The organism is Deltaproteobacteria bacterium (genome assembly GCA_035063765.1).
Lineage (GTDB): Bacteria > Myxococcota_A > UBA9160 > UBA9160 > PR03 > CAADGG01.
Map to the genome: position 1 here is coordinate 88,308 of JAPSFT010000008.1, position 15,113 is coordinate 103,420.

Annotated in this window: 16 protein-coding genes; 3 read left to right on the forward strand and 13 right to left on the reverse strand. The window is 74.9% G+C overall.

Features of this window, described 5'->3' with window-relative positions; translation table 11 throughout:
* Positions 1-24: 24 nt before the first annotated feature.
* Positions 25-582: a CDP-alcohol phosphatidyltransferase family protein gene (locus OZ948_08065; GenBank protein ID MEB2344679.1), complete on the forward strand. Its 558-nt coding sequence runs from the start codon at positions 25-27 to the stop codon at positions 580-582.
* Here OZ948_08065 and OZ948_08070 read toward each other — a convergent pair.
* Together OZ948_08070 and OZ948_08075 are read right to left on the reverse strand one after the other, a co-directional pair.
* Positions 573-1,568 carry a hypothetical protein gene (locus OZ948_08070; GenBank protein ID MEB2344680.1) on the reverse strand — a complete coding sequence of 332 codons (996 nt, stop codon included), beginning with the start codon at positions 1,566-1,568 and terminating at the stop codon, positions 573-575. The two genes, OZ948_08065 and OZ948_08070, sit on opposite strands and share 10 nt — an antisense overlap.
* A gap of 68 nt (positions 1,569-1,636) precedes the next feature.
* Positions 1,637-2,575 carry an NAD(P)H-binding protein gene (locus tag OZ948_08075; GenBank protein ID MEB2344681.1) on the reverse strand — a complete coding sequence of 313 codons (939 nt, stop codon included), beginning with the start codon at positions 2,573-2,575 and terminating at the stop codon, positions 1,637-1,639.
* A 141-nt stretch (positions 2,576-2,716) separates the two neighbouring features.
* On the opposite strand from OZ948_08075, the gene OZ948_08080 reads away from it, so the two are divergent.
* Positions 2,717-3,235 (forward strand): O-acetyl-ADP-ribose deacetylase, encoded by a 519-nt coding sequence (locus OZ948_08080; GenBank protein MEB2344682.1) that lies wholly within the window; start codon positions 2,717-2,719, stop codon positions 3,233-3,235.
* Between the two features lie 4 nt (positions 3,236-3,239).
* On the opposite strand, the gene OZ948_08085 is transcribed toward OZ948_08080, so the two are convergent.
* The 11 genes from OZ948_08085 to msrB all read right to left on the reverse strand — a co-directional run bounded on the left by OZ948_08085 (position 3,240) and on the right by msrB (position 14,340).
* The gene (locus OZ948_08085) at positions 3,240-3,818 is read right to left on the reverse strand and encodes a hypothetical protein (GenBank protein MEB2344683.1); all 579 of its coding nucleotides are present in this window, start codon (positions 3,816-3,818) and stop codon (positions 3,240-3,242) included.
* 40 nt (positions 3,819-3,858) lie between these two features.
* The gene (locus tag OZ948_08090) at positions 3,859-4,242 is read right to left on the reverse strand and encodes an SUF system Fe-S cluster assembly protein (protein ID MEB2344684.1); all 384 of its coding nucleotides are present in this window, start codon (positions 4,240-4,242) and stop codon (positions 3,859-3,861) included.
* 2 nt (positions 4,243-4,244) lie between these two features.
* Positions 4,245-4,694, reverse strand: coding sequence for an SUF system NifU family Fe-S cluster assembly protein (locus tag OZ948_08095; GenBank protein MEB2344685.1), 450 nt, complete (start codon positions 4,692-4,694; stop codon positions 4,245-4,247).
* Complete coding sequence (locus OZ948_08100; GenBank protein ID MEB2344686.1) at positions 4,691-5,926, reverse strand: cysteine desulfurase; 1,236 nt, start codon at positions 5,924-5,926, stop codon at positions 4,691-4,693. The genes OZ948_08095 and OZ948_08100 overlap by 4 nt, the downstream gene beginning before the upstream one ends.
* A complete protein-coding gene (gene sufD / locus OZ948_08105; protein MEB2344687.1) occupies positions 5,923-7,254 on the reverse strand; it encodes a Fe-S cluster assembly protein SufD in 1,332 nt (443 codons plus the stop codon). Before sufD ends, OZ948_08100 begins: the two co-directional genes overlap by 4 nt.
* Positions 7,251-8,036 carry a Fe-S cluster assembly ATPase SufC gene (gene sufC / locus OZ948_08110; GenBank protein MEB2344688.1) on the reverse strand — a complete coding sequence of 262 codons (786 nt, stop codon included), beginning with the start codon at positions 8,034-8,036 and terminating at the stop codon, positions 7,251-7,253. The genes sufD and sufC overlap by 4 nt, the downstream gene beginning before the upstream one ends.
* Positions 8,037-8,044: 8 nt before the next feature.
* Positions 8,045-9,487: a Fe-S cluster assembly protein SufB gene (gene sufB, locus OZ948_08115; protein ID MEB2344689.1), complete on the reverse strand. Its 1,443-nt coding sequence runs from the start codon at positions 9,485-9,487 to the stop codon at positions 8,045-8,047.
* Positions 9,488-9,502: 15 nt separating this feature from the next.
* Complete coding sequence (locus OZ948_08120) at positions 9,503-9,982, reverse strand: SUF system Fe-S cluster assembly regulator (GenBank protein ID MEB2344690.1); 480 nt, start codon at positions 9,980-9,982, stop codon at positions 9,503-9,505.
* Between the two features lie 149 nt (positions 9,983-10,131).
* Complete coding sequence (gene msrA, locus OZ948_08125) at positions 10,132-10,782, reverse strand: peptide-methionine (S)-S-oxide reductase MsrA (protein ID MEB2344691.1); 651 nt, start codon at positions 10,780-10,782, stop codon at positions 10,132-10,134.
* Between the two features lie 3 nt (positions 10,783-10,785).
* Complete coding sequence (locus OZ948_08130; protein MEB2344692.1) at positions 10,786-13,899, reverse strand: CHAT domain-containing protein; 3,114 nt, start codon at positions 13,897-13,899, stop codon at positions 10,786-10,788.
* A gap of 33 nt (positions 13,900-13,932) precedes the next feature.
* Complete coding sequence (gene msrB, locus OZ948_08135; GenBank protein ID MEB2344693.1) at positions 13,933-14,340, reverse strand: peptide-methionine (R)-S-oxide reductase MsrB; 408 nt, start codon at positions 14,338-14,340, stop codon at positions 13,933-13,935.
* Positions 14,341-14,607: 267 nt separating this feature from the next.
* Between msrB and OZ948_08140 the strand changes: the two genes are divergently transcribed.
* Positions 14,608-15,093 carry a signal peptidase II gene (locus OZ948_08140; GenBank protein MEB2344694.1) on the forward strand — a complete coding sequence of 162 codons (486 nt, stop codon included), beginning with the start codon at positions 14,608-14,610 and terminating at the stop codon, positions 15,091-15,093.
* Positions 15,094-15,113: the final 20 nt, after the last annotated feature.

Here is a 15,113-nt window from a genome sequence, read left to right on the forward strand (position 1 = left end):
CCGGCCATGCGGCAGGGTGGAGTCGTGGAGCCCCCGCGCGCGGCCCGTGGCCGCTGGGGCACCTGGGCCAACACGCTCTCGCTGGCGCGCCTGGCGCTCGTGCCGGCGCTCGGTACCGCGATCCTGCACGGCCAGCCGCTCGCCGCCGGCGGCCTCTTCGCGCTGGCCGCCGCGACCGATCTCGCCGACGGCCGCGTCGCGCGCCGGCGCGGCGAGGCCTCGCCGCTCGGCGGCCTCGTCGATCACGCGGCCGATGCCACCCTGTGCGTCGTGGGGCTCGCGGCCTGGGCGGGGCGCGGCGAGCTGCCGGTGCTGCTGGCACCGCTCGTCGCCGCCGCCTTCGTGCAGTACGTGCTCGACTCACGCGCGCTCGCCGGGCGCACCCTGCGCACGAGCGCGCTCGGGCGCTGGAACGGCATCGCCTACTACGTCCTCGTCGCCGTCCCGATCTACCGCGACGCGCTCGGGCTGGGCGGGCCCGGCCGGGGCTGGATCCTCGCCGCCGGCTGGCTGCTGCTCGCCTCGACCGCCGTCTCGATGGCGGGCCGGCTGCTCGCCCTGCGCGCTCCGCCTCAGGCCTGAGCCCCCGTCCCGAACAGCTCGCGCTGCGCCCGGCGCACGAAGAGCAGCCCGATCGCCGCGTTGAAGAACACGAAGAAGTTGTGCATCACGAGCCCGAAGGCGACCATCTCGGCGGGCTGCGCCGGGAACAGCAGCACCCACATCGAGACCGCCACCGCGCGCATCGGGCCCGGGATCGCAGCGCCGAAGAAGACCAGCGGCAGGACGCCGAGGATCTCCGCGAAGCCGGCCGCGACCCCGAACAGGCGGAGCCCGAGCGTGTAGACCACCGTCGCCACGAGCAGCGCCGGCGAGCGCAGGAGCACGACCGCGAGGTAGTGCCAGGGCCGGGCGCGCCGGAAGGCGTGCAGGATCTCGCGCTCGCGGAGCCGGGAGCCCCCTGCGATCACGCCGCGGAAGTAGAGGATCCAGAGCACCAGGAAGGCGGCCGCGCCGAGCCCGACGATCGGCAGCACGTGGAAGACCTCGGGCAGCGCCTGCCGGCGCAGCCCGGCTCCGATCAGCGCCCAGGTGAGCAGGTAGTAGAGCTCGCAGAACATGATGAAGAGCATGCTCGAGCCCACCTGCCAGCCGGGTACGCCGTCGCGCCGGTTCAGGTAGTAGGCCATCACGCCCTTGCCGATCTGCTCGTTCAGGATCGAGAGGATGTAGGTGCTGGCGCGGACCGGCAGGATGTCGCGCAGCGGGACGGGCGCGTTGAACCAGTTCACGACCCGCCAGACGACGACCGAGTCCACCGCGAAGTAGAGGAGGGAGTAGGGGATCATCAGCACGAGCCAGCTCCACCAGTCCACCCGCTCGAAGACCGCCATCAGGAACGGCAGCGCCGACGAGCCCTGCCGGCGGGCGGCGCCGTCGATCCGGCTCCACAGGAAGGCGAAGCAGGCGAGCGTCACGAGCCAGGGCGCGAGCCGCAGGACGCGCGGCGCGCGGCGCCGGGCCGTTTCGGTGGTGGTGGCGGCGGCGGTGCGGGCCGGCTCGGGCACGGGAGCTCCGGGATCGGGCACGGGCAGGAGGGTGCCGCGGCGGGGGGCGCGCCGCCCGGCGAAGCGGCTCACGCGCCCCGAGCGCCCGCCAGGCAGCGGCGCAGCGTGGTGTCGAGGGCGGTGAGCTCGATGCCGAGCGCGCGGCAGGCCGGGGCGGGGTCGACGGAGTCGTCGTGCTCGAGGACGCCCAGCATGGCGGGCGTGAGCGGGGGGTTCGTGGCGAGGCGCTCGGCGAGCGCGGCGAAGAGGCGCGCGGCGGCGAGGGGGATCGGGAGGACGGTCGGAGCGGGTGCGCCCGCGAGCGCGGCGGTGCGCCGGACGAGGGCGTGGCGCGGCAGCGACTCGGGGCCGGCGAGCTCGAGCACGCGGCCGGCCAGCGCGGGCCGTGCCAGGGCCGCGACGATCGCCTCGACCACGTCGGCGGCGTCGATCGGCTGCTCGAGCGCGGCGCCGCCGCGTACCAGCGGCGCGAAGCGGGCGCGCGCGCGGGCGCGCAGCGCGGTGCTGGCGGGGTCGTCGCCGCCGAGCACCATCGGGACCCGGAGCACGGTGGTGCGCAGGGGCGGCGCCAGCAGGATCGCCTCGGCGCGCGCCTTCGAAGCGAGGCAGGCGTTGGCCGCTCCCACGCTCGCGCCGAGGATGCTCAGGTAGACGGCGCGCTGGCAGCCGGCACCGATCGCGGCGGCCGCGAGCGCCCGGGCGCTGCCCTCGTGGGCGTCCTCGTAGCTCGTCCCGGGCGACTCCTTGAGGATGCCGACCAGGTGCACCACGGCAGAGCAGCCGGCGGCGGCCGCGCCGAGCGCCGCGGCGTCGCGGTAGTCGGCGGTCACGACCTCGGGCGCCGCGGGGAGCGCCCGCACGCCGGCGGCGGCGCGCTCCGAGCGCACCAGCGCGCGCGCGGCGGTGCGGCTGCCCGCGAGGCGCGCGAGCAGCGCGCGGCCGAGGCTCCCGTTGGCGCCGGTCACCAGCACGCGGCCGGGAGCGGCCGCGGGGGCGGCGCCGCTCATGCCGCCGCCGGCGGGCGCGGCGATCGCGCAGCGAGGCGGAGCCGGGCGGAGCTCATCGGACGTCTCCCGGGGCGCCGGCGGAAGCTAGCAGGCGTTGACAGGCGGGACCGCGGCGGGCAAAGAGGGAGCGTGCGCGACGTGATGGCTCGCATCGAGGTCGTGACGGCCGACATCACGACGCTGGCCGTGGACGCGATCGTGAACGCGGCGAACGCGTCGTTGCTGGGGGGCGGCGGGGTGGACGGCGCGATCCACCGCGCGGCCGGGCCCAAGCTCCTCGAGGAGTGCCGCACGATCGGCGGCTGCCCGCCGGGCGAGGCGCGCATGACCGGCGGCTACGGGCTGCCCGCGCGCTGGGTGATCCACGCGGTCGGCCCGATCTGGCGCGGCGGCGGCGAGGGCGAGGCGGCGGTGCTGGCCTCGGCCTACACCGAGTCCCTGCGCCTGGCCCGGCGCAGCGAGCTCGCGACGATCGCCTTCCCGGCGATCTCGACCGGCGCCTACGGCTTTCCGCTCGAGGCCGCGACGCGCATCGCCCTGCGCTCGGCCGGCGCCTGGCTGGTCGAGCACGAATGGCCGCGGCGCGTGACCTTCTGCTGCTTCCACGCCGGCGACGCGGCGCTCTACCTCGATCTGCTCGAGCGCACGGCCCGCGCGTAGCGGATCAGGTGCGCGAGCCGAAGGCCCGTTCGAGCTCGCCGAGCACGCGCTCCTCCTCGGCCGAGACCTTCCGCCCGAGCCCGAGGAAGCCGCCGGCCGACTCGGCGACCGAGCGCGCGCGCCCCACGATCTTCTCCTCGAGGTGCCACCGCTGGTCGGCGGAGAGCTCGCCGGCCAGCGCGCCGATGTAGCCCTTCCAGGACGCCATCAGCTCCGGCGCCGGCCGGTCCCGGGTCCAGATCTCGAGCAGCACGTGGCTCGGCGAGCCGGGCTCGATCCCCGACGACTCGGCGCCGCGCAGGATCGCGTTGCGCTCGTTCGCATCCATCTTCCCGTCGGCCCAGGCCACCTCGACGAGCGGGATCAGGGTCAGCGCCGCCAGCGTCTCGGCGCGGATGCCGAGCGCGGCCAGGCGGTCGAGCAGCTCCGTGTCGTCGCTGATGCCGCTGGCGGCGGCCAGCGCCTCGCGCGCCTCGGCCTGCTCCTGCTTGCGGCGCAGCTTCTCGAGCTGCTCGGCGTGCTGCTTCTTGAAGAACGCCTCTTCGAGGCTCTTCCCGCGTTCCTGCATTCCCGGGGTCGGCATGGTCCCTCGCGATGGGCGCCTGGCGCGCGGGCAGTCTACCTCAGTCGAAGCCCAGTTCGAGGCGCGCCGCCTCCGACATCATGCTCGGGTTCCAGGGCGGCTCCCACACCAGCTCGACCCGGGACGACTGCACCCCCGGCACCTGGGCCACCTTCGCCTCCACCTCGGGCGGCAGCGAGCCGGCGACCGGACACATCGGCGACGTCAGCGTCATGCGGATCTCGACGTGGCCCTCGTCGCTCACCTCGACCGCGTAGACGAGGCCGAGCTCGTAGATGTCGACGGGGATCTCGGGGTCGTAGACGGTCTTGAGCTGGGCGATCACGGCGGCCTCGATCCCGCCGCGCTCGGGCGCCGGGGTGGGCTCGCTCGCGATCGGGTCGTTCGGGTGGCGATCGCTCGCCGGCAGGGTCTCGTCGGTCATCTTCACTCCGTGCTCACCGGCTCGCCGGTGCCGTCCAGGGCGGCGCAGAGCGCGTGCCAGGCCAGCGTCGCGCACTTGACCCGCGCCGGGAACTCGCGGACGCCCGCCAGGACGGCGAGCTTGCCGAGCGACTCGGGGTCCACCTCGCCGCGGCCCGTCACGAGCTCGTGGAAGCGTTCGAAGAGCGCGCGCACCTCGCCGGTCGTGCGGCCCTTCACGGCCTGGGTCATCAGCGAGGCCGCCGCGGTCGAGATCGCGCAGCCGGAGCCCTCGAAGCCGAGCTCCGCGACGCGCTCGCCCTCGAGCTTCGCGTAGACGTGCACGTGGTCGCCGCACAGGGGGTTCACGCCCTCGGCCACCCGGTCGGCGCCCGGCGGGCGGCCGTAGTTGCGCGGCTTCTTGTAGTGGTCGAGGATCACCGACTGGTAGAGCTCGCGCAGCTCCGCGCTCATCGGAACACCTCGACCACCGTCCGCAGCCCGCGCAGCAGCGCGTCGACGTCGGCGCGGGAGTTGTAGAGGCCGAAGGAGGCGCGCACGGTCGCCGGCACGCCGAAGCGCTGCATCACCGGCTGCGCGCAGTGGTGGCCTGCGCGCACCGCCACGCCCTCGCGGTCGAGGATCGTGCCGACGTCGTGGGCGTGGACGCCGTCGAGGACGAAGGCCAGCACGCCGGCCTTGTCCGGCGCGGTGCCGATCAGGCGCAGGCCCGGGACCTCCCGTACCGCCTCGGTCGCGTAGGCGAGGAGATCGTCCTCGTGCGCCTCGACCCGCTCGACGCCGGCCGCCTCCAGGTAGCCGATCGCGGCCGCGAGGCCCGCGCCGCCGGCGATGTGCGGGGTGCCGGCCTCGAACTTGTGCGGGAGCCGGGCCCAGGTCGTCTTCTCGAAGCTCACCGACTCGATCATCTCGCCGCCGCCCTGCCAGGGAGGCATCGCCTCGAGCAGCTCCGCGCGGCCCCAGAGCGCGCCGATCCCCGACGGCCCGTAGACCTTGTGCCCGGAGAAGGCGTAGAAGTCGCAGCCGATCGCGCGCACGTCGACGGGCAGCCGCGCCACCGCCTGCGCGCCGTCGACCAGCACGCGCGCACCCGCCGCGTGGGCGATCTCGACGATCTCGCGCAGCGGGTTGCGCGTGCCGAGCGCGTTCGAGACGTGCACGGCCGCAACCAGCTTCGTGCGGGGCCCGACCCGCCGCTCGAGCTCCTCGAGGACCAGCGCTCCGCTGTCGTCGATCGGCGCCACCACGAGCTGTGCGCCGCGCTCGGCGCACAGGAGCTGCCACGGCACGATGTTCGAGTGGTGCTCCATCGCCGTGACCAGGATCTCGTCGCCCGGCCCGACGTTCGCGCGGCCCCAGCTCTGCGCCACCAGGTTGATCGCCTCGGTGGTGCCGCGCAGGAGGATCACCTCGCGGGCGTCGGGGGCGTGGAGCAGGCGGCGCGCCGCCTCGCGGCCGGCCTCGTAGGCGGCCGTCGCGCGCTCGGCGAGCTGATACACGCCGCGGTGGACGTTCGCGTAGTCCTCGGCGTAGAGCCGCGAGATCGCGTCGATCACGACGCGCGGCTTCTGGGTGCTGGCGGCGCTGTCGAGGAAGACCAGGGGCTTGCCGTGCACCTTCTGGTCGAGGATCGGGAAGTCGGCGCGGATGCGCGCCAGCTCGGCGTCGCGGAAGGGCGTGCTCACGACGCCGCCTCCGCGGCGCCGGCCGCCGCGAGCTTCGCGAGCACGCCCGCGAGCAGCCGCTCGCGCAGCCCCTCGCCGGGCACCCCTGCCAGGATCTCGTCCGCGAAGGCGCGCACGAGCAGCGCGCGGGCCGCCGCGAGGTCGAGCCCGCGGGCGCGCAGGAAGAAGAGCGCCTCCTCGTCGAGCTGGCCGATCGTCGAGCCGTGGCTGCAGCGCACGTCGTCGGCCTCGATCTCGAGCTGGGGCTTGCTGTCCGCCTCGGCCTGGCCGCTCAGGAGCAGGTTCGCGTTGCGCTGCTCGGCGCTGGTCTTCTGCGCGCCCTTGCGCACCAGCACCTTGCCGCTGAAGACGCCCCGCGAGTGCCCCGCCAGCACGCCCTTGTAGAGCTCGCGGCTCGTGCCGTGCGGGCGCGCGTGGTCCACGGTGGTGCGGTTGTCGCTGTGCTGGCCGCCGGCCGTGACGTAGAGCCCGTCGAGCGTCGCCTCGGCGCCCTCGCCGTCGAGGCTCACCACCAGGTCGAGGCGCGCGACGGCGGCGCCGAGCGAGACCGTGCGGCTCGCGTAGCGGCCGCCGCGTGCGACGCGCGCGTGGACGTGGCCCAGGTGGGTCGCGCCGGCGCCGTCGAGCTGGATCCGGACGTGGTCGACGGCGGCGCGCGGGCCCACGACGATCTCGCCGAGCGCGTTGCGGAGCTGGCGCTCGGCGCCGGCGGGGCCGGCGTGGACCTCGACGAGCGAGAGCCGCGCGCCGGCCTCCGCCTCGACCACGAGGCGCGGCGTCGTGGCCGCGTCCGCGCCCGGCGCGCTCAGGAAGACGACGGTGAGCGGCGGCCCGAGCGCGACGTCGCGGCCGACCCGCACCACCGCCGCGTCGGGCGCGAGCGCCGCCGCGAGCGCGGCGAAGGCGCGATCGGCGAGCGCCGCGGGCAGGGCGAGGAGCGGCTCGAGCCACGCGCCCTCGGGCTCCCAGCGCGAGCGCGCGTCCGCGGCCAGGACGCCGGCCGGGAGCCCCTCGCGCCGGCTCCACCCGGGCGCGAAGCGGCCGTTCACGAAGACGAGGCGCGGGCCCTCGCCGAGCGCGAGCTCGAAGGCGTCGAGCCCGCCGGCCCCGAGCGCCGCCGCCGGCGCCGGCCGCCACGGGACGCGCCCGATCCGCTCGGCGCTCGTGTACCTCCACTCCTCGTGTCGTCGCGACGGCAGGCCGAGCTCGGCGAAGCGCGCGATCGCGGCCTTGCGCGCGGACTCGAGCCAGGCCGGCTCGCCGGCCCGCTCGGGGGCGGCCGCGGCGAAGGCCTCCGCCCAGTGCCGTTCCGGGGAGGCCTCGCTCATCGCGCGGCGGCCCCCGCGGCCGGCTGCACCCAGCCGTAGCCCTTCTCCTCGAGCTCGAGGGCCAGCGCCTTGTCGCCGCTGCGCACGATCCGCCCGCCGGCCAGCACGTGCACCCGGTCCGGCACGATGTACTCGAGCAGCCGCTGGTAGTGGGTGATGACCAGCATCGAGCGCTCGGGGCCGCGCAGGGCGTTCACGCCGCCCGCCACCACGCGCAGCGCGTCGATGTCGAGGCCCGAGTCGGTCTCGTCGAGGATGCAGAGGCTCGGCTCGAGGAGCGCCATCTGGAGCACCTCGTTGCGCTTCTTCTCGCCACCCGAGAAGCCCTCGTTGACGCCGCGCTTCACCAGCGCCTCGGGCATCTCGACGAGCTTCAGCTTCGCGCGCACGAGCGAGAGGAACTCCATGGCGTCGAGCTCCTCGAGCCCGCGATGGGCGCGCACCGCGTTCAGCGCCTGCTTCAGGAAGTAGGTGTTGCCGACGCCCGGGATCTCCACCGGGTACTGGAAGGCCAGGAAGACGCCCGCGCGGGCGCGCTCCTCGGGCGCCAGCGCGAGCAGGTCGCGGCCTTCGTAGAGGACCTGGCCCTTCGTCACCTCGTAGCCCGGCTTGCCCGCGATCACGTTGGCGAGCGTGCTCTTGCCCGAGCCGTTGGGCCCCATCACCGCGGCCACCTCGCCGCGCTCGAGCACGAGGTCGAGCCCCTGCAGGATGGGCTGCGGCTCGCCGCCGCCCGGGCCGGAGGGCCCGACGCGGGCGTGCAGGTCGCGGATCTCCAGCATCGGCACGCTCATCCCACGGCTCCTTCGAGGCTCACGCCGAGCAGCTTCTGCGCCTCCACGGCGAACTCCATCGGCAGCTCCTTCAGCACGCGCTTGCAGAAGCCGTTCACGATCAGGTTCACGGCGTCCTCCTCGGAGAGCCCGCGCTGCTGGCAGTAGAAGAGCTGGTCCTCGCCGATCTTCGAGGTGGTGGCCTCGTGCTCCACCTGCGCCGTCGGGTTCTGCACCTCGAGGTAGGGGAAGGTGTGCGCACCGCAGCGGTCGCCGATCAGCAGCGAGTCGCACTGCGAGTAGTTGCGGGCCCCGTCGGCGCCCTTCTGGATCCGCACCAGGCCCCGGTAGGAGTTCTGGCCGTGGGCGGCCGAGATGCCCTTCGAGACGATCGTGCTCCGGGTGCGCTTGCCGATGTGGATCATCTTGGTCCCGGTGTCGGCCTGCTGGTGCCTGGCGGTCAGGGCCACCGAGTAGAACTCGCCCACCGAGTCGTCGCCCTGCAGGATGCAGCTCGGGTACTTCCAGGTGATCGCCGAGCCGGTCTCCACCTGCGTCCAGGAGATCTTCGAGCGGCGCCCGGCGCACTTGCCGCGCTTGGTCACGAAGTTGTAGATCCCGCCGCGCCCCTCGGCGTCGCCGGGGTACCAGTTCTGGACCGTCGAGTACTTGATCTCGGCGTCGTCGAGCGCGACCAGCTCGACGACCGCGGCGTGGAGCTGGTTCTCGTCGCGCTGCGGCGCCGTGCAGCCCTCGAGGTAGCTCACGTGTGCGCCGCGGTCGGCGATGATCAGGGTGCGCTCGAACTGGCCGGTCTCGGAGGCGTTGATCCGGAAGTAGGTGGAGAGCTCCATCGGGCAGCGCACGCCGGGCGGGATGTAGACGAACGAGCCGTCGGTGAAGACCGCCGAGTTCAGGGCGGCGAAGAAGTTGTCCCCCTGCGGCACCACCGAGCCCAGGTACTGCTGCACCAGCTCGGGCACGCGGTGCACCGCCTCCGAGAAGGGCAGGAAGACGATCCCGTGCTTCTCGAGCTCCTTCTTGAAGGTCGTCGCCACCGACACCGAGTCGAAGACCGCGTCCACCGCCACGCCGGCCAGCATCTTCTGCTCGTCGAGCGGGATGCCGAGCTTCTCGTAGGTGCGGCGGATCTCGGGATCGAGCTCGTCGAGGCTCTCGAGCTTCTTCTTCTGCTTCGGGGCCGCGTAGTAGCGGATCGCCTGGTAGTCGATCGGCGGGAAGGCGACGCGGGCCCAGTGGTGCGGCTCCTCCATCCGGGTCCAGCGCCGATAGGCCGCGAGGCGCCAGTCGAGCATCCACGCGGGCTCGCCCTTCTTGGTCGAGATCAGGCGGATCACGTCCTCCGAGAGGCCGGGCTCGAGCACGTCCTGCTCGACGTCGGTCGTGAAGCCCCACTCGTAGTCGGCGCGGGCGAGCTGCTCGAGGGTCTCGTTGGCCATCGCGGCGGCTCTCTCCTATTCGGCCGGTGCGCCGGACGGCGGCGCCGGCGGCGGATCGGTGAGGGTCAGGAGGACGCGGTGCGGCGGCGCCGGGCCGCCCGGGGGCACGAGGTCCGCGAGGCGCACGCGCGCGAGCGCCTTGCGCACCTCGCGGTTGATCTGCTGCCAGGGCTGGCGCACCGCGCAGCGCGACTCGCGCGCGCAGGCGCCGTGCGCCTCGGTCCCGCACTCGGTGAGCGCGATCGGCCCCTCGAGCGCGTCGATGATCGAGGCGACCGAGATCTCCCCGGGCCGGCGCGCCAGCGCGTAGCCGCCCTTGATCCCCCGGTGCGAGAGCAGGAAGCCCTCGCGGGTCAGGATCTTCAGGATCTTGCTCACGACCGGGAGCGGGAGGCCGGCGCGGCGGGCGAGCTCGCGGGCGTTGTGCACCTGGTCGCCGGCGCCGGCTGCCAGGTGGGTCAGCAGGACGATGCCGTAGTCGGTGATGCGGCTCATGCGGAGCAACGCGCGGGACCTCGGGACCGCGGGCGGCGACGAGCCGCCGGCGAACGGCTCCGAGATTAGGGGACCGCTCCAGTCCGGTAAATAGAGGACTGAATCCATCCCTGATTATAGATGGGGTCGTCCCTCCGGGGAGGACGCGCTCAGTGGACTGGGGCGCCGCCCCAGAGCCGTTCGAGCCGCGCGTCGCGCCCGCAGCGGCTGCGGTAGAAGCGGTAGCGGAGGGGGTTCTTCCGCGCGTAGTCCTGGTGGTACTCCTCGGCCGGGTAGAAGGGCGCGGCGTCGCGGATCGTGGTCGCGACGGGCCCGCCGAGCCGCGCGGCGATCGCGCGCTTCGACGCCTCGGCCAGGCGCCGCTGTTCGGCGTCGCCCACGAAGATCGCGCTCCGGTACGACTCGCCGCGGTCGCAGAACTGCCCGCCGTCGTCGAGCGCGTCCACGTTGCGCCAGTAGACCTCGAGGAGCTTCGCGTAGCCGACGCGCTGCGGGTCGTAGCGCACCTGCACCGCCTCGACGTGGCCGGTGCCGCCGGCCGAGACCTGCTCGTAGGTCGGGTTCGCGAGGCTCCCGCCGGTGTAGCCCGAGGTGGTGGAGAGCACGCCGTCGAGCGCGTCGAAGGGCGGCTCCATGCACCAGAAGCAGCCGCCCGCGAAGACGGCGCTGGCCGTCCCAGGCTCGCCCGGCTCGGGGGCAGCCGGCTCGGCGCGGCTGGCGGCGCCCGCGAGCAGCACGATCCCGATCACGCCGATCCGCCCGGCGGCCCCGATCCGCGCGCGGCCCGCAGCGCCCGTCATGGCTCAGCCCTCGCGCTTCAAGGCGAAGTCACAGGTCCCGTAGTGGACGTAGTCCGCCCAGTCCACCGAGGCGAGCTCGCGCACCGCGCGGCGGCCGGCCTGGAGGGCCGTGCCGATCGGGGCGCCGGTGGCGAGCTCGCCGTAGAAGGTCGTGGCGAAGGCCTCGGCCCCGTCGTCGCCGACGGGCCAGTAGGTCCCCACGTAGTTCGCGACGCCGCCGCGCAGGAAGGCCTCGGCGAAGCCGATCGTGCGGTCGACCCGGCGCCGGACGTCGAGCTCGCGGCGCCGGCGCAGCGCCGGCGAGCGGATCCGGCCCGCCTCGCAGGCGTTGAAGAACACCAGTGCGGGCAGGTGCGCGAGCCCGGCGAGGTGCGCGCCCGAGAGCACCTCGTCGCCGTGGCAGAGGATCCCGGAGCGGGCCGGCGCCTCGGGGTCGAAGAAGGCGTGGCCCGCGTAGTGCACCACGTCGTAGCGGCCCGAGCGCAGCCGGGCGAGCAGCTCGGCGCGGGTCGCCTGCTCGCGTGCGACCTCCTCGAGGCGCACCGCGCTCCCGCTCGGGAAGAGCGCCTTCAGGCGCCGGGCCTCGCGCTCGGCGCCGTCGAGGTCCGCGGTCGGGTTCGTGACGAGCAGGAGCTCCAGGGTCTCGCCGAGCCGGCGCTCCTCGAGCCACTTCGCGACCGAGAGGTTCTGCGCGGCGTAGCGGCGCGAGAGGCCCTGCTCGGCCGCGGGGAACCAGCCGTCGATGCACAGGGTCTCCCAGGGGATCCGCGACGACACCGCGTCGTGGACCACCACCAGGTGGCACTCGCGCTGCCCGGCCAGCACCTCCGAGACCGTCGGGTCGAGCACCAGCGCTCCGAGCTCGCTGCCGAAGGCCGCGAGCCGCGCCGCGGTGAAGCTGCGCGACTCGATCCGCGCGAGGAGCCGGTCGAGATCGCGGTCCGCCACCGTGCGGGCCCCGGCCACGACCGCGGCCCGGCCGGTCGCGGTCAGCACCGCCGAGCGGAACACCTGGGTCGCGTCGCTGCGCTCCTCGCGGTGGACGACGAGGTAGGCCTGGCTGCGCGGCGCAGGCGCGCGCCGCACGGCCTCGCCGAGCAGCGGCGGCTCGGGCAGCCGGGCCTCGTCGAAGGTCACGACCAGCTCACCGAAGAGCTCCGTGCTCGCCAGCCGGTAGAGCTCCTCCTTCAGCTCCTGGTAGCGCTCGGGGTGGGTCTCGCAGATCGTGATGCGGCGCATGCGATGCTCGCGGTCGGCGTCGAGGAGCCCGCGCACGAAGCCCCGGAGCTGGTTGTAGAGCAGCCCCTCCACGCTCCAGCCCGAGCCGGCACCGAAGAGGACCGTCGCGAAGTCCTCGACGTGCGTGCGCACGAAGGTACGCACGATGTTCTCGGCGACGAACTGCTGCACCTCGTCGCGGAAGCCGTCGAAGGACCCGAGGCCGACGAAGAGCACGCTGTCGGCGTGCAGCAGGTGGCGCCCGGTCGGGAGGACCGAGACGGCGCCGACCTCGGCCGAGAGCATCCGGCGGGTGATGAACTCGCGCACCACGCCGGCCATCCGCTCGTCGATCGCGCGGGCGGCGCCGGCCGGGTCGACGCCCTGGAAGATGCCGAGCGTGAGCGAGCGCGCGGGCGCCTCGGTGATGCTGCCGTGCGCGAGGCACAGCTCGATGCCGTGGGCGCGGCGGCGCGTCACCTCGACGTCGCGCAGCGAGTGCCGGAGGCCGGGCGGCGGCGCGCCGGCCCCGTCGAGCCGTGCACCGGGCACCGCCAGCGGCGGCCCGGCCGCGCGGGCGCGCGCGGAGACCCACTCGTCGGCGAGCTGGCGCGTGTCGCGGGTGCTCCAGGAGCCGGGCTCGCGCAGCGCGATCGGGTCCTGCGGCAGCTCTGCCTCCCGCACGCGGCGCGCGCGCGCGCGCCCCGGCGGCGCCCAGCTCGTGGGGAGCCGGCTCGTGTCCCCGCCGCGGAGCAGGTCGACGACGGCCTCCGCGACCGCGCCGTTGTTGGGCAGGCTGCCGTGCGCCTCCTCGACGTACCAGGTGCGCGTGCCGCGCAGCAGCGCGAGCTCGAGCGGGACGGTGCCGTCGCCCTCCCGGCCGAGGTCGTAGGAGACCTCGCCGTCCTCGAAGCTCACGCCGACGACCGTCTCCTGGTCGACGCCGGCGATCAGCGCGATGCGCTCGTCGCCGGCCGGCTCGGGGAGCGCGCGCTGCACGGAGCGCGCGGCGTCGAGCATCGCCTGGCGGGGCGCGGGAGCGCCGCCGGGCCAGGCGGCCGCGTCGTAGAGATCGACGCCGTTCCAGCGCTCGGGCCGGGGCAGCAGCTCGTGCAGGCCCGGGAAGGTCGCGAAGAGCCGGCTCGCGAGCTCCTCGGGCCCGTGGGCGAGGTCGAGCGCCGCGAGCTTGCGCGCGAGCGAGTAGCTGCCGCGCAGCGCCTGCACCGGGCCGAAGGAGCCGTGGTTCGGCGTGCCGAGCATCACCAGGCGCGCGATCCGGCGCGCCGCCTGCGGGCGCGCGAGGGCGGCGCGCGCCACGAGCCCGCCCATGCTGTGGGCGACGAGGTGCACCCTGGCGGGCGCCGCCTCGAGCCGGTCGGCCAGCTCGCTGCCCGCGTCGCGGACGCTCTGGCGCCAGTCGAAGGGCACGAACGCGGCGTCGAAGCCGGCCAGGCGCAGGCGCAGCGCGAGCTTCAGGTAGGCGAAGAGCACGACGCCGCACGGCACGATCCTGCCGGCGTCGGGCAGCGCCAGCGCGAGCAGCCGGCCGCGGGCGATCTCGAAGGGGTCGATCCAGATCACGTCGGCCGCGCCCTTCCGGCGCCGCCCGAGCTGCGAGCCCATGATCCCGGGCAGGATCCAGACCGGCGGCCCGCCGCGCCGGGGCTCGCGGCGCGCCTCGCGCGCGAGCTCCTCGAGCTCGCGCGTGAGCTCGGGCCCGAAGGCGTCCTCGAGCACGCCCCGGTGCTCGCCGGTGGCGAGCAGGCGCTCGACGTCTGCGTCGCCGAGCTCCGGGAGCGCTCGCAGGGCCGGCGCGGGCGGAGCGGAGGCGCGGGCGCGCGGGCGGCGCGCGGCTGCGCCACGGGGCTTGGCGCGGGAACTCCGCCTCTTCCTGGCCACGGAGCCTCCTCCCTCCCGGGCTCGGGCGGCGCCTCAGGCGCCCGTCCGCAGCGCCGGCAGCGGCTCGCTCTCGGGAACGAAACGCAGCGCGACGCCGTTGTTGCAGTAGCGCAGGCCCGTCGGCGCGGGGCCGTCGGAGAAGACGTGGCCCTGGTGGCCGCCGCAGCGGGCGCAGTGGTACTCGGTGCGCGGCCACAGCAGCGAGAAGTCGCGCCTCGTGCCGATCGCGCCCGGCAGGTGGTCGGAGAAGCTCGGCCAGCCCGTGCCGCTCTCGAACTTCGCCTGCGAGGCGAACAGGGGCAGGAAGCACGCGGCGCACAGGTAGGTGCCCGCGCGCTTCTCGCGGTCGAGCGGGCTCGTGCGGGCGGGCTCGGTCGCCTCCTCGAAGAGCACCGCGTAGGCGTCGGCGGGGAGGAGCTCCTTCCAGCGCGCCTTCGGCAGCTCGAAGGGCTCGACGGTGGGGACGCCGGGCGCGCGCGCCGGGGGCTCCTCCTCGGCGCGCGCGCGCAGGCCGGCGGCGGCGCCGCTGGCGAGGAGCAGCAGGCGCAGGAAGCCGCGGCGGTTCACGAGCTGTCCCCTGCCTCGCGCGCCGTCACCTGCATGGCCTCGACCTCGCGCAGTGCCGCTTCGGCGAAGGGCGGCCCGCATGGGGGTCTGGCGCATTTGGTAGCGTGTCGGCGGCGTCGCTGCGTCAGGGAGAGCCGGAACGTGCGTGGCCGTACCCTCGTCTTCGCGACCGTGCTCCTGCTGGCGGTGGGCTGCGACCAGGCGACCAAGCAGCTCGCCGTCGAGCGGCTGGAGGGCGCTCCGCCGATCTCGCTCGCCGGCGACGCGGTCCGCTTCCAGCTCGCCGCGAACACGGGAGGGTTCCTGAGCCTCGGCGACGGCCTCCCGCCCGTCTGGCGGCGGGTCGTCTTCGTCGGCCTGGTGCCGGCCTGCCTGCTCGTGGTCTGTGCGCTCGTGCTGCGCTCGCGCGAGGTGTCGGCGGCCGCGATGGTGGGCCTCGGCCTCGTGGTCGGGGGCGGGCTCGGCAACTGGCTCGACCGGGTCGGTGCGGGCGCGGTGACGGACTTCGTGAGCCTCGGGATCGGTCCCCTGCGCACGGGCGTCTTCAACCTCGCGGACGTGGCGATCGTTGCCGGCGTGCTCCTGCTCGCGCTCGTGCGCTCCGAGGGCGAGCGGCCGGAGCCCTGAGGGACCCCGCGCGCGAATTG

Coding starts and splice junctions, on each gene's coding strand:
- OZ948_08075 (MEB2344681.1), bottom strand. CDS start 2,575: ATGAGCGGCGCCGCCCCCGCGGCCGCTCCCGGCCGCGTGCTGGTGACC.
- OZ948_08080 (MEB2344682.1), top strand. CDS start 2,717: ATGGCTCGCATCGAGGTCGTGACGGCCGACATCACGACGCTGGCCGTG.
- OZ948_08085 (MEB2344683.1), bottom strand. CDS start 3,818: ATGCCGACCCCGGGAATGCAGGAACGCGGGAAGAGCCTCGAAGAGGCG.
- OZ948_08090 (MEB2344684.1), bottom strand. CDS start 4,242: ATGACCGACGAGACCCTGCCGGCGAGCGATCGCCACCCGAACGACCCG.
- OZ948_08095 (MEB2344685.1), bottom strand. CDS start 4,694: ATGAGCGCGGAGCTGCGCGAGCTCTACCAGTCGGTGATCCTCGACCAC.
- sufD (MEB2344687.1), bottom strand. CDS start 7,254: ATGAGCGAGGCCTCCCCGGAACGGCACTGGGCGGAGGCCTTCGCCGCG.
- sufC (MEB2344688.1), bottom strand. CDS start 8,036: ATGCTGGAGATCCGCGACCTGCACGCCCGCGTCGGGCCCTCCGGCCCG.
- sufB (MEB2344689.1), bottom strand. CDS start 9,487: ATGGCCAACGAGACCCTCGAGCAGCTCGCCCGCGCCGACTACGAGTGG.
- OZ948_08120 (MEB2344690.1), bottom strand. CDS start 9,982: ATGAGCCGCATCACCGACTACGGCATCGTCCTGCTGACCCACCTGGCA.
- msrA (MEB2344691.1), bottom strand. CDS start 10,782: ATGACGGGCGCTGCGGGCCGCGCGCGGATCGGGGCCGCCGGGCGGATC.